The organism is Bacillus sp. SIMBA_026 (assembly GCF_046535335.1).
GTDB lineage: Bacteria > Bacillota > Bacilli > Bacillales > Bacillaceae > Bacillus > Bacillus velezensis.
In genome coordinates, this window is the sequence record NZ_JAWRWX010000001.1 from 1,830,167 (window position 1) to 1,843,101 (window position 12,935).

11 protein-coding genes are annotated in these 12,935 nt (G+C 47.8%); 1 reads left to right on the plus strand and 10 read right to left on the minus strand.

Annotation, left to right across the window (positions count from 1 at the left end; all coding sequences use genetic code 11):
* Positions 1-4: 4 nt before the first annotated feature.
* From ysxE to hemA, 8 genes are all read right to left on the minus strand, one after another.
* Positions 5-1,027 carry a spore coat protein YsxE gene (ysxE, locus tag SB847_RS08845; protein ID WP_410563132.1) on the minus strand — a complete coding sequence of 341 codons (1,023 nt, stop codon included), beginning with the start codon at positions 1,025-1,027 and terminating at the stop codon, positions 5-7.
* A gap of 33 nt (positions 1,028-1,060) precedes the next feature.
* Positions 1,061-2,869, minus strand: a complete 1,809-nt coding sequence (locus tag SB847_RS08850) for a LysM peptidoglycan-binding domain-containing protein (protein ID WP_410577544.1) — start codon at positions 2,867-2,869, stop codon at positions 1,061-1,063.
* A 132-nt stretch (positions 2,870-3,001) separates the two neighbouring features.
* A complete protein-coding gene (hemL, locus tag SB847_RS08855) occupies positions 3,002-4,291 on the minus strand; it encodes a glutamate-1-semialdehyde 2,1-aminomutase (protein ID WP_410561360.1) in 1,290 nt (429 codons plus the stop codon).
* Between the two features lie 28 nt (positions 4,292-4,319).
* Positions 4,320-5,294 carry a porphobilinogen synthase gene (hemB, locus tag SB847_RS08860; RefSeq protein WP_410561358.1) on the minus strand — a complete coding sequence of 325 codons (975 nt, stop codon included), beginning with the start codon at positions 5,292-5,294 and terminating at the stop codon, positions 4,320-4,322.
* Between the two features lie 5 nt (positions 5,295-5,299).
* Positions 5,300-6,079: a uroporphyrinogen-III synthase gene (locus SB847_RS08865; RefSeq protein ID WP_224223716.1), complete on the minus strand. Its 780-nt coding sequence runs from the start codon at positions 6,077-6,079 to the stop codon at positions 5,300-5,302.
* On the minus strand, positions 6,069-7,010 hold the full coding sequence (hemC, locus tag SB847_RS08870; RefSeq protein WP_007408155.1) for a hydroxymethylbilane synthase: 942 nt from the start codon (positions 7,008-7,010) through the stop codon (positions 6,069-6,071). Before hemC ends, SB847_RS08865 begins: the two co-directional genes overlap by 11 nt.
* Positions 7,011-7,044: 34 nt before the next feature.
* On the minus strand, positions 7,045-7,875 hold the full coding sequence (locus SB847_RS08875; protein ID WP_007408154.1) for a cytochrome c biogenesis protein: 831 nt from the start codon (positions 7,873-7,875) through the stop codon (positions 7,045-7,047).
* A gap of 7 nt (positions 7,876-7,882) precedes the next feature.
* Positions 7,883-9,250, minus strand: a complete 1,368-nt coding sequence (gene hemA / locus SB847_RS08880) for a glutamyl-tRNA reductase (RefSeq protein WP_003152628.1) — start codon at positions 9,248-9,250, stop codon at positions 7,883-7,885.
* Positions 9,251-9,445: 195 nt separating this feature from the next.
* On the opposite strand from hemA, the gene SB847_RS08885 reads away from it, so the two are divergent.
* The gene (locus SB847_RS08885; protein WP_265971160.1) at positions 9,446-9,937 is read left to right on the plus strand and encodes a hypothetical protein; all 492 of its coding nucleotides are present in this window, start codon (positions 9,446-9,448) and stop codon (positions 9,935-9,937) included.
* Positions 9,938-9,969: 32 nt separating this feature from the next.
* Here SB847_RS08885 and yihA read toward each other — a convergent pair whose 3' ends face one another.
* Both yihA and lon read right to left on the minus strand, forming a co-directional pair.
* On the minus strand, positions 9,970-10,557 hold the full coding sequence (yihA, locus tag SB847_RS08890) for a ribosome biogenesis GTP-binding protein YihA/YsxC (protein ID WP_007612895.1): 588 nt from the start codon (positions 10,555-10,557) through the stop codon (positions 9,970-9,972).
* Positions 10,554-12,878 (minus strand): endopeptidase La, encoded by a 2,325-nt coding sequence (gene lon / locus SB847_RS08895; RefSeq protein WP_007612896.1) that lies wholly within the window; start codon positions 12,876-12,878, stop codon positions 10,554-10,556. Before lon ends, yihA begins: the two co-directional genes overlap by 4 nt.
* Between the last annotated feature and the right edge of the window lie 57 nt (positions 12,879-12,935).

Sequence of the window (12,935 nt, forward strand, 5' to 3'; positions counted from 1 at the left end):
CCCGTTATGAAGAGGACTCGTTTTCCGCTTTTATTTTTTTCTCCCGTTCAATCTGATGAACCTTCATGAGAAAAGGCTCAACATTTTTCATCTGCCAAAACGCTCTTAATAATTGCGTGCACTCTTCTTTTTCAGAGCCCCTTTGGCCGGTCTGATACCGTTTCAGCACTTTGTACATGGCGGATGGATAAGCCATATAGCTGAGAAATAGGCTGATTTCCGCTTCACGGAGCGGGAATGATTTGTGATACGTATAAAACCAGTCCAGACATTCCGGGCATGCTTTCGGATAGCTTCTGAACATTCTGGAGTAAAAGCCGAGCAGGTCGTTTTGCGGAGGGCCCAGCGCAGCTTTCTCGAAATTCGTGAAAAAGCCCGATCCCGCATCATTATACAGAAAGTGGCGGCTCGATAAGCTGCCGTGGTTGATCACCGCTCTCGTCTTGTCATGATCCTTTGCCGCGTCAAACCATTCTTCCAGACGCTCCAGAGCAAAATTGACGGCGGAAACCGTTTCTGTAAGATACGTAACAGCCTGCAGTTCAAAAGGTGAAAGATACCACTCTTTTTCCGCCCGGTCGGCGAATTGTTCATAGACAAGCTTATCATTTTCCCAATCTCTTTTCGTTGCTTCATAAAAGCCGCTGATATCTTCAGTCCGGATTTGGATGTCCCGCACAGTCGCAGAATGGAGCTTCGCGACCTCTTTAAAAAGGTAAACATGTTTTTGATCCCGTTCCTCTTCCTGATCGTACTGAAGCCAAGGCATTAAATAATAAGAATTCTCCGTCTGTCTTCCGGCAAAAAAATCGCCGGCATACGTGCGGCAGATCGGCACAAATGATCGGTAGCCTTTCTCCTCAATCTCAATCATAAGATCCGTAAATTCACCGCTGCGGGCCGGCTTGAGCTGTTTCAAAGCAAAAATGCCGTAGTTTGAGTAGACCTTCCAAACATGCGGGCTGACAGGCTCAATATACTCAGCCGCCAGCCCGTAATCCTGAAGCACTGATTGGACTGCTTCCATTCCATTCACCACATTTTTACGGCCTCTTTGTGCTTACGCATGGCTGTTATTATATTCAGGTATATACAGAAGCTGACCTTCTTCAAGCTCGTCATCAAACGATAAAGCATTCGTTCTGATGAGCTGCTGGGATGTTATGTCATATCGTTCACACACCCGGTCGATAGTATCTTGCTGCTGTACGATACAAATTTTCATTCTTGAAAACTTTTCTTCTTCCCTTGTAAATAATTTTGTCAAGTAATGAGAGTTGTCATTTTCCTTCTGCTCGGTTCCCGGTGCCGCTTCTTCATTCTTTCTTTCAGGCTTAAGCGGCTCAGGCTGTTCAGCTTGCGCCGGCTCCTCAGGCGGCAGTTTGGAAAACTGAAAAGACAAATCGAGAGGCTTCCCGGTTTCCTCCTCCGGCGGCGCCATCTTCCTTACCTCAATTTCGAACCCTTCTTCATCATGAGCCTCTTCTTCAAGCAGCTTAGGAGCGCTGTAAAACTCCTCTTCCTGCTGTTCCGGAACGAACTCGCGATAAACGGGCGCCTGCTCTTCTTGAAAAACCGCAGGCTCATCTTCGTCTTCTGCCGCCTCATGATCGCTCTGACGGAGAAGCGGCTCGGCCTCTGGCTGCTCTTCTTTTTGAAGGAAGGGCTGTTCCGCAATTTTTGGTTTTTCCGCATGCGGAGTCAGAGTGAACGCAGGGAAAACCGGTTCGATATCATCTTTTGGCTCTTCCTGCACTTCTGCTGAATCATCCTCAAATACAGGTTCATTCCTCACAGCCGACATGATTGCAGGCTCCTCAGCTTCTTCCGGCTCTTCTTCGTGTTGGAAGGAAACAGGAGGAGGAGGCTCAGTAAATGAAACAGGTTTCGGCACCTCTTCCTGCTCCCTCAGAATCGGGGCAGTTTCTTGCTCTTCTTCTACCCGCTCCCTCAAAATCGGGGCTGCTTCCTGCTCTTCTTCCCGTTCCCTCAGAATCGGAGCTGCTTCCTGCTCTTCTTCTACCCGCTCCCTCAAAACCGGGGCTGCTTCCTGTTCTTCTTCCTGCTCCCTCAGAATCGGGGCAGTTTCTTGCTCTTCTTCTTCCTGCTCCCTCAGAATCGGGGCAATCTCCTGCTCTTCTGCTTCCTGCTCTTCTTCTTCCCGCTCCCTCAGAATCGGGGCAGTTTCCTGCTCTTCTTCCCGCTCCCTCAGAATCGGGGCTGCTTCCTGCTCTTCTTCCTCCAGCCTGATTAAAGGCGGGATTTCTTCCTCGTTCTTCTCGGTTTCTTGTGCTGCTTCTTCTGATACAGTCAAAGGTATTTCAGGCTCATGGCGTATCATTAATTCTGGTTCGTTTTCGTCCTCAGAATGCTGTCCGGCAAGATTGATCATTTCTTCTCTGGCAAATTCAGGCGCCACGTACAAAGGGATCTCCGGCTCTTTTGGCTCGGATTCCTCAAGCAGCCCTTCAATTGCCAAATCAGCTTGAATGGTTAAGATCCTTGAATCCGTCAGCTGATAATCAAAGGCATCGATAAATACGAAAACATCATTGAGGTGGCTCACTTTATTTTTCGGAATCGTAATGTCCACCGGGAAACAATGAATGAGCTCGGCCGTGCCATCCTCCCTCGCCCTCACTTCCTCTACATGCCTCAGCTCCCTATCAAGCTCTTCAAAATGACTGCTGTGATCTATGTTGTACTCGCCAGTAAGTTCTAGTGATCCTTTAATTGAGACATAATCATTTACTTCCTGCACCCTGATGTCAGGGTCTAATGAAATCGAAAGTAATTCAGAAACTTCCTGTCCTTTTTGGAAACAGATTGATTCTTCAACAGAAAATTGCAATCGGTGATTATGCGGCAAGTTCATATCCTCCTTTCATCTAATCCATACAATTAGATGTCACTAAAGGTGTATGCCGCAATCCGGGAAAATATGATAATGGAGGCATTGAAAAAAGCCGATACAAGTCTTGCTTGCATCGGCTTTTCGGTATCAGCGGCTGATCGCCTGGAACACTTTCTCAGCGGCTTGAATGGTTTTTTCAATATCCTCCATTGTATGCGCAGTGGAGAGAAACAATCCTTCAAATTGAGACGGCGGCAGAAATACGCCTGCATCAGCCATCCCTTTATAATATTTGGCGAACAGCTTTAAATCAGAAGATTTGGCTGCTTCATAGTTAATGACAGGCTCATTTGTGAAAAAGAAGCCGATCATTGAACCCGCCCGGTTAAACGTGTGCGGAATGCCATGTGCTTCAGCTGCTTTTGAAATGCCTCCTTCAAGCATATCGCCTTTTTTCACAAATTCTTGGTAAGATTCAGGTGTGAGCTGCTGTAACGTCTCAAGTCCCGCTGTCATGGCAAGCGGATTTCCTGACAATGTTCCCGCCTGGTAGATCGGACCGCTCGGCGCGATTCGTTCCATAATATCCGCTTTTCCGCCATACGCACCGACAGGAAGACCGCCGCCGATGACTTTGCCGAGACACGTTAAGTCAGGCGTCACGCCGAAATACCCTTGCGCACAGTTATAATCCACGCGAAAACCGGTCATGACCTCGTCAAAAATGAGCAGCGCGCCATACTGTTCCGTAATGTCGCGAAGTCCTTGTAAAAAGCCTTCCTGCGGCGGAACAACGCCCATATTGCCTGCTACCGGTTCAACAATGACCCCGGCAATATCTTCACCGTACTCCCGGAATGCGAGTGCAACGCTTTCCAAGTCGTTGTATGGAACGGTAATCGTATTCATTGCTATTCCTTCCGGCACGCCCGGGCTGTCCGGAAGGCCGAGTGTCGCCACTCCGGATCCCGCTTTGATCAGCAGCGAATCACCATGGCCGTGGTAACAGCCTTCGAATTTCAAAATTTTGTTGCGGCCGGTATATCCTCTTGCCAGACGCAGGGCGCTCATTGTCGCCTCTGTGCCGGAGCTGACCATCCGCACGATTTCAACAGACGGCACACGGTCAATGACCAATTTGGCCAGTTCGTTTTCCACTTCAGTAGATGCCCCGAAACTTGTCCCGTTCTCGGCTACTTTTTTCAGGCTTTCAACGACCCGGTCGTTCGTGTGGCCCAAAATGAGCGGCCCCCAGCTCAGGACGTAGTCGATATATTCATTGCCGTCAATATCAAAAATTTTCGATCCTTTTCCGCGCTGCATAAAGATCGGATCCATATCAACTGATTTAAACGCGCGCACCGGGCTGTTCACTCCGCCCGGCATCAGTTTCTGCGCTTCTTTAAAAGCGGCTTTTGATTTTTCATAGCTTCTCATCTGCCTCAGCTCCCGTCAAATGAAATCGTTACTCAGCAAGCCATTTTGCTGCGTCTTTTGCATGATACGTCATAATCAGATCGGCTCCTGCACGTTTCATGCTCGTTAAAATTTCCAACACCATTTCTTTTTCTTTAATCCAGCCGTTTTGGGCTGCCGCTTTCACCATGGAATACTCCCCGCTCACATTATATGCGACCAGCGGCAGGTGATGGCGGTTTTTCACATCACGCATAATATCTAAGTATGACATAGACGGTTTGACGATTAAAAAGTCAGCGCCTTCTGCCGCGTCTGATTCAGCCTCACGGAGCGCTTCCAAGCGGTTGGCCGGATCCATCTGATATGTTTTTCTGTCGCCGAACTGCGGCGTGCTGTCAGCCGCGTCGCGGAACGGACCGTAAAATTCACTTGAATATTTCACGGCATAAGACATGATCGGAATATTCGTGAATCCTTCTTTGTCGAGCGCTTCCCTGATCACTGTGACAAAACCGTCCATCATATTTGAAGGAGCGATGATGTCAGCGCCTGCTTTGGCCTGGCTGACGGCTGTCTGCGCCAGCAGCTCAAGCGACTCGTCATTTAAGATTTCTCCGTCTCTCACGACGCCGCAATGGCCGTGATCCGTGTATTCACAGAGGCATGTATCAGCGATTACGATCATTTCAGGATAATGCTTTTTAATTTCAGCAATTCCTTTTTGCACAATGCCGTGATCGTGAAAAGCCTGGGTTCCGCAGGCGTCTTTTTCTTCAGGCACGCCGAAAACGATGACCGATTTAATGCCGAGTGATATCAGCTCAGCCATCTCATCCTTCAATAAATCAAGGGATACATGGTAAACCCCCGGCATGGAAGGAACTTCTTTTTTTCCTTCAAGCCCTTCAACGACAAATAGAGGGTAAATAAAATCTGAAGGGTGAAGACGTGTTTCTCTTACTAAATCTCTCATCGCAGCGTTCGCGCGCAAACGGCGGTGTCTGTTAAATGTTTGATTCATCATTATCAATCCTTTCCCGACATGCTGCACATGACGTCCAGCATGCCTTCAATCGTATAAGTGTCAGGCACATGGGATGAGATCCCGTATTCCAAGAGCGCTTTCTCTGTCAAAGGGCCGATGCTGATATAGCTCGCACCGCTGTTTTTCCACGCTTGTTCTCCGTCTCCGACCGCGTGCATAAACGTATGGACCGCCGATGAGCTGGTAAACGTAATAAAATCAAAATGAGAGCGGGATGCAGCCCGTCTCAGCTCGTCCATGCCTTTTTCATCCTGAATGGTATTGTATAACACCCATTCCCTTATTTGATAGCCAAGCGGCTCAAGCTCCGCTTTTATGACATCGCGTGATAAATTGCCCTTTATCACTGAAATGGGTTCGGCAGCTGATGCGTGCCGTTTTAAAGTATCAGCCAGACATTCCGCCACATACTCGTCAGGCATCGCATCCGTCCGGGCTCCCCGCTCTTTCAGGGCGCGTGCAGTCTTTTCACCGACGGCTGCGATTTTTTTCCGTCCCGAAAGCGCAAGACCGTGCCGATCAAGATAGGAAAAAAAGAACCGGACACCGTTTACGCTTGTAAACACAAGCCATCCCGGCTCAGAAAGGTCTTCCCGGAGACTGTCCGCACATTCATCCGGGAGCGCTTCCTGAAAAGCGATCAGCGAAGCGGAAACAGCCGTTCCGCCGAGCGCCTCCACTTTTTTTCGGAACGGTGCGGCCTGTCTTTTGTTCCGGGTGACAAGCACGGTCTTTCCTTGTAAAGGAAGGTCATTTGCCATCCTGATCGAGCTCCTGTTTTACACTGTCGATTAATGCTTTGGCTCCTTTTTCAGACATCATCGCCGCACAGCGTTTTCCGATTTCTTCCGGATCATGTCCCGCCGCTGTTTCTTTATAAATCGTCTTTCCGTCCGGAGACGCGACAAGACCGACCAATTCAACCTCATCCCGGTCATTGACGGACGCATACCCGGCTATCGGCACTTGGCAGCCGCCTTCCATCGCGTGTAAGAAAGCCCGTTCGGCTGCCACCGTGCGCTGCGTATACTCATCGGTAAATTGCGCAAACAGCTTCAAAAGCTCCTCATCCGACTCTCTGCATTCAATGGCAAGAGCGCCTTGGCCGACCGCAGGCAGACAGCGGTCCGGTTCGAGAAATTCAGATACGACATCATCTTTCCAGCCCATTCTCGAAAGCCCCGCAGCCGCTAAAATAATAGCATCGTAATCTTCCGTTTCAAGCTTTTGAAGTCTCGTATCGATATTGCCTCTGATCCACTTAATTGTAAGGTCAGGGCGTTCAGCAAGAATCTGGGCGCTTCTTCTTAAACTGCTGGTGCCGATGATGCCCCCTTCTTTTATGTCGTCCAGCTTTTGATGCCCCTTTGAAATCAGCGCATCACGCGGATCCTCACGTTTCGGTATGCAGCCTATGACAAGACCCTCAGGCAAAACGGCGGGCATGTCTTTCATGCTGTGAACCGCCATATCAATCTCCTGATGCAGCAGCGCCTGTTCAATCTCTTTGACAAACAAACCTTTGCCGCCCACTTTTGACAGCGTAACATCGAGGATGCGGTCGCCTTTTGTGACAATCTCCCGGATTTCAAAGTTATAGGAAGGGTTCAATTCCTTCAATTTGTTAATCACCCATTTTGTCTGGGTCATAGCCAGTTTGCTCCGTCTGGAACCTACCTTAATCGTTCTCATTTTCTTTCCTCCCGAATCTGTTTGGGCGCGTGCGTTAACTGAACCAATGGAATTGCGACAGGCTTCCGAGCAGGAAGTAATTAATCATCAGCACGAGAAAACATGCTGAATTCCATAACGCCGCCACTTTTCCCTGCAGTTCCTTAATCATTCTGATATATAAATAGTAGCTGTATAAAAGCAGCACAATAAACGAACCGAGCACTTTTGAATCAAACCAGTACAGCGTTTCCAGCGACACATACGCCCAGATCACGCCTAATATCAGGCTCAACAGCAGCATCGGAACCCCGATGACATTTAAAACGTAAGCCATATAATCAAGTTTTGACAAATCTTCAATTCTCAACAGCCATTTTCCCCACTTTTTCTTCTTTAATAAAGAATATTGAAACTGATAAAGAAGCGAAAAAACAAAAGAAAGGGAAAAAGCGCCGTAAGACAGAATCGCCATTGTAATATGAATGACCAAAAGCTCTGAGACCAGCTGGCCGGAAAAAGCGGCCGAATGCTGATCCGTCGGTGAAAACGTATGGATCGCAATCATCGAGAAACCGATGACATTCGTGAAAAACACGATAAAATCAACGCGCAGAATCTGCGTGACCACAAGTGAGAGCGTGACAAGCACCCACGCATAAAAGTAAAGGGCCTCCGTAATATTCAAGACCGGAAATCTGCCCGTCTGCCACATGAAATAAGAAAGATAGACGGTTTGCAGAGTCCAGACAATAGAAAGCAACCAGAAGGCCATTTTCCCAGCCTTCCGGTTGTGTTGAAGAAAATCTATAAAGTAAAAAAGGACGCTTACTGCATAAATAACAATTGTCGCTTCATTAAGTCTTGCCATTGCTGTATCAATCATACAGCCCTCACTCACTTACAAGCGGACGTAAGCCCGTTTTTGCTTCTGCCTTTTGAAACGAATGAACCGTCTGGCGGTTATCCAGGCTTTTGTCCAGCTGGCGGCCGGCCTCTTCCTCAATATCGAAAATCTGCATAAACAGCTTCAGCTTTTCATCTGAATCCGCTTCAGCCGCAAGCTCTTTCGCTTTCAGAATCGGGTCGCGCAGCATTTGGTTAATGATGCTTTTCGTATGTTTGCTGAGAAGTTTTTTCTCTCTTACCGTCAGATGAGGCAGCTTACGCTCAATGCTCTGCATCGTATCGGACTGGATGGACAGCGCCTTTTCACGCAGCGCCGAAATGACCGGCACAACGCCGAGCGTATTAAGCCACTGCTTAAACTCAACAATTGCCGCTTCAATAAACAGCTCGACTTTTTCAGCGGTTTCACGGCGTTCTTGTAAGTTGGCTTCAACGATTCCTTCAAGGTCATCAATATCATACAGAAAAACACCTTCAAGATCGTTCAGCGCCGGATCGAGGTCCCTCGGCACAGCGATATCCACCATAAATAACGGGCGGCCTTTCCGCTGTCTGCCCGCTCTCTCCATCATTTCTTTAGACACGACGAAATCACTTGCGCCTGTCGAACTGATTAAAATATCAGCTTCAGCAAGTGCATGTTCAAGCTGGTTTAAGCTGCGCGCTTCTCCGGAGAAACGGTCAGCAAGCGCTTTTGCCTTCAAAAACGTTCTGTTGATGACCGTTACTTTGCCGATGCCCTGACCGTGCAGGTTTTCTGCGGCGAGCTCGCCCATTTTTCCCGCACCGAGAATCAAAATGTGCTTATTTGACAATGAGCCGAAGATTTTTTTCGCGAGTTCAACGGCGGCGTAACTGACGGAAACGGCATTGGCGCCGATATCGGTTTCGGCATGCGTGCGTTTGCCGACGGTCACCGCCTGTTTAAACAGCTCATTGAAAATGGTGCCGATCGTCTTTTCTGCCTGCGCCGTTTTAAAGCTCGAGCGGACCTGGCCGAGTATTTGCGTTTCTCCGATGACCATGGAATCCAAACCGCACGCCACACGGAATAAATGCTCGATCGCCGCGTCGCTCTCATAAAATTTCAGAAACGGAGACAGCTCTTCTTTCGGCAGCGAGAACCATTCGGATAAAAATGTCTTTATATAATAACGGCCGGTATGAAGCTGGTCGACCACCGCATATATTTCGGTGCGGTTGCAGGTTGACACGATAATGTTTTCAAGAACGCTTTTTTCTTCTTTTAAACGGAGCATCGCTTCTGCAAGCTCATCCGGCTGAAAACTTATTTTTTCGCGTATTTCAATAGGGGCGGATTTATAATCTACTCCCACAACAAGAATATGCATCGCTTTCATGCACCCCCGTACATCGCAATTTATTTATAATCATTCTAACATAGAATTTATTATTTAGAATGATTATAACATAGTTTCTTCGGAAAAAATGTGAACAGATTTCAAAAATGTTGTGCTATAGTATAAAAAGCTCGTTTCCACTGTAATCATCATACTAAAAATCCTTTACTGCGGGTAGGTGACAGGATGAAAAAAACATCAATTTTATTACCGGGACTTCTGCTTGCCGCTTCATTATTCGCATGGCTTCAGAGCGGACAGGTTCACCTGTTTGCGAATCAAGAGGAATGGCCGGTGCTCCTTATGCTCTTGGGCGCCATGCTCTCGTACCAGGGCAAAAAGGAAGCGGCCGGGCCTCACGTCCTGATCGGCATGCTTCTTTTCGGCATAGGTTTACACTTTTTCGCCAAACCTGAGCTCTCATGGTGGCCGGGAGATTTTGAAATGATTCTCTTCGTCTTCGGATTCTCCTTATTTGCGGCTGCCAGAAAAGAATATGTATACGAAGCGGCTGCCATGATTGGTTTTTCCCTCTTTTTATACTTCTTTAAACAAATTACGGCATGGCTGGAGTCCGTCCATATTCCGACGGAACACTTCAAAACATACTGGCCGTATGTTTTCATCGGAATCAGCCTTTTATTATTGTTTATCAAGCGGAACAAAACTATACGATAAAACCCAAAACGCACTGCGTTTTGGGTTTTTCATTACCGGCTGATCATTTTTTTAATGGCTCCCCATGCTTCATCTTTGCCTTTTTTCGTTTCAGAGGAAAATAAAATCAGCTCATCTTCAGGATCCATATCAAGCGTCTGTTTGACAACCTTTAAGTGCTTGTCCCATTTTCCTTTTGGAATCTTATCCGCTTTTGTCGCGATAACGATGACGGGAATGCCGTAATACTTCAGGAATTCGTACATGTTCACGTCTTCAGCAGACGGCGCGTGCCTGAGGTCGACAATCTGCACGCAGGCTTTCAGCTCTTCACGGGTCGTCATATAGGTTTCAATCATTCTCCCCCATGCTTCCCGCTCGCTTTTGGAAACTTTCGCAAATCCGTACCCGGGAACGTCGACAAAATGCAATTCATCATTGATGATGTAAAAGTTTAGGGTCTGTGTTTTCCCCGGTTTTGATGACGTTCTGGCCAAGTTTTTCCGATTGATTAATGAATTGATAAAAGATGACTTTCCTACATTTGATCTTCCTGCCAGCGCGATTTCCGGAAGCCCCCCATTAGGGTACTGTTCGGGTTTGACCGCGCTGATCACGATTTCTGACTTTGTGACTTTCATTTCTTCTCTCCTACTAAGGCATGTTCCAAAACGTCATCCAGGTGAGAAACGAATATAAACTTCAGTCCTTCTCTGACGCTTTCTGGAATATCCTCTATATCTTTTTCGTTATCTTTAGGCGCAATAATAGTAGTCAGGCCCGCTCTGTGCGCGCCGAGCGCCTTTTCTTTCAGTCCGCCGATCGGAAGCACACGGCCCCGCAGCGTGATTTCTCCCGTCATACCGACTTCGCGTTTTACCGCACGGTCCGTTAATGCTGAAACGAGCGCTGTGGCCATCGTAATTCCGGCAGAAGGGCCATCTTTCGGCACCGCTCCTTCAGGGACATGGATATGAATGTCATACTTCTCATGGAATTTCGGGTCGATTCCGAACTGTTCCGCTTTCGAGCGGACATAACTGAAAGCGGCCTGGGCTGATTCCCGCATGACATCTCCAAGCTTCCCGGTCAGAATCAGCTTTCCTTTTCCCGGCGACAATGACACTTCGATTGACAGCGTATCTCCGCCGACCGTCGTATACGCGAGCCCCGTGACAACCCCGATTTGATCTTCGGTTTCCGCCTGTCCGTATCTGAATATCCGTTTTCCGAGATAGTCGGCCAGATTTTTCTCTGTAACGGTAATGCGTTTTCTCTCCTCAGACACAATGGCTTTCGCAGCCTTTCGGCAAATGGCGGCAATCTGGCGTTCAAGCGTTCTCACGCCGGCTTCCCTCGTATAGTAGCGGATGATGTCCGTAATCGCCTGATCCCGAATCTGCAGGTTGCTCTTTGTGAGCCCGTGCTCTTTGATTTGTTTCGGAAGCAGGTGGTCTTTCACGATCTCCAGCTTTTCGTTTTCAGTGTAGCCTGACAGGCTGATAATCTCCATTCTGTCTCTGAGAGGTCCCGGTATGGAAGCAAGGTTATTCGCAGTCGCGATAAACAGCACTTTCGATAAATCGAACGTCTCTTCAATATAGTGGTCGCTGAATGTGCTGTTTTGTTCCGGATCCAGCACCTCAAGCATCGCCGAAGACGGATCGCCTCTGAAATCAGACGACATTTTGTCGATCTCATCCAGGAGAAAGACCGGATTTTGTTTACCGGCTTTTTTCATCCCCTGTATAATACGGCCCGGCATCGCTCCGACGTATGTACGCCGGTGCCCGCGGATTTCAGACTCATCGCGCACTCCGCCCAGTGAAATTCTCACAAAACGGCGCCCCATGCTCGTACTGATTGATTTTGCTAGAGATGTTTTACCGACTCCCGGAGGTCCGGCCAGACAAAGAATCGGCCCTTTCAGCGTTTTCGTCAGCTGTTTCACGGCCAAATACTCCAAAATCCGCTCTTTCACTTTCTCTAAGCCGTGGTGCTCTTTATCTAAGATTTCCCCGGCTTTTTTAATATCAAGTTTATCTTCTGTTTCATCCGACCACGGAAGGGCGATGAGCCAGTCAATATAGTTGCGGATAACAGAGCTTTCCGCTGAGCTTGACGGCACTTTTTCGTAACGGCTTAATTCCTTAAGCGCCGTTTCTTTGACACGCTCAGGCATACCTGCTTCTTCTATCTTTTCCGTGAGCGACTGAACTTCGCCGGTTTTTCCTTCTTTGTCGCCAAGCTCCTTCTGAATGGCTTTCATCTGTTCACGCAAGTAGTATTCCTTTTGAGTGCGTTCCATCGAACGTTTGACGCGCTGACCGATTTTTTTCTCAATCTCCAGCACTTCTTTTTCGTTATGAATGGAACGGATGACCTTATTCAGACGTTCTTTAATATCCGCCGTTTCTAAAATGTCCTGCTTGTCCTTTAATTTCAGCGGGAGATGAGAAGCGACGATATCCGCCATTCTGCCGGGCTCTTCAATATCAGTCACAGCCGCATACGTTTCTGCGGAGATTTTTTTAGAAATTTTTATGTACTGGTCAAAATGGTCCAGCAGCGTCCGCATAAGCGCTTCGTCTTCCACGTCTTTTGAATCATCCTCATGCATCAGCTGTATATCGACCGAAGTATAATCTTCGAGCTCGGTGTATTCAAGGATCTGCGCCCGCTGAATTCCTTCTACAAGCACTCTGATCGTACCGTTGGGCAGCTTCAGCATCTGTTTAATTTTTGTATAAGTGCCGACGGCGAAAATATCCTCTTCACCCGGTTCGTCTATCGAAATATCCTGCTGAGTGGCTAAAAAAATCATATGATCATGCATCATTGCCTGTTCAAGAGCCTGAACCGACTTGTCACGGCCTACATCTAAATGTAAAACCATTGTCGGGTATACCAATAAGCCTCTTAAAGGGAGGAGCGGGATGCTGCGTTTTGTATCTTCTGCCATGTGACTGACACCTCCGTGACTTTAGTATGAACCATTATAATACAACTTTTTCATCGT

What these genes read in the sequence shown, in the direction of transcription:
- ysxE (WP_410563132.1), bottom strand. Translation starts at nt 1,027, where the DNA reads ATGGAAGCAGTCCAATCAGTGCTTCAGGATTACGGGCTGGCGGCTGAG.
- hemL (WP_410561360.1), bottom strand. Translation starts at nt 4,291, where the DNA reads ATGAGAAGCTATGAAAAATCAAAAGCCGCTTTTAAAGAAGCGCAGAAA.
- hemB (WP_410561358.1), bottom strand. Translation starts at nt 5,294, where the DNA reads ATGAATCAAACATTTAACAGACACCGCCGTTTGCGCGCGAACGCTGCG.
- SB847_RS08865 (WP_224223716.1), bottom strand. Translation starts at nt 6,079, where the DNA reads ATGGCAAATGACCTTCCTTTACAAGGAAAGACCGTGCTTGTCACCCGG.
- hemC (WP_007408155.1), bottom strand. Translation starts at nt 7,010, where the DNA reads ATGAGAACGATTAAGGTAGGTTCCAGACGGAGCAAACTGGCTATGACC.
- SB847_RS08875 (WP_007408154.1), bottom strand. Translation starts at nt 7,875, where the DNA reads ATGATTGATACAGCAATGGCAAGACTTAATGAAGCGACAATTGTTATT.
- hemA (WP_003152628.1), bottom strand. Translation starts at nt 9,250, where the DNA reads ATGCATATTCTTGTTGTGGGAGTAGATTATAAATCCGCCCCTATTGAA.
- SB847_RS08885 (WP_265971160.1), top strand. Translation starts at nt 9,446, where the DNA reads ATGAAAAAAACATCAATTTTATTACCGGGACTTCTGCTTGCCGCTTCA.
- yihA (WP_007612895.1), bottom strand. Translation starts at nt 10,557, where the DNA reads ATGAAAGTCACAAAGTCAGAAATCGTGATCAGCGCGGTCAAACCCGAA.
- lon (WP_007612896.1), bottom strand. Translation starts at nt 12,878, where the DNA reads ATGGCAGAAGATACAAAACGCAGCATCCCGCTCCTCCCTTTAAGAGGC.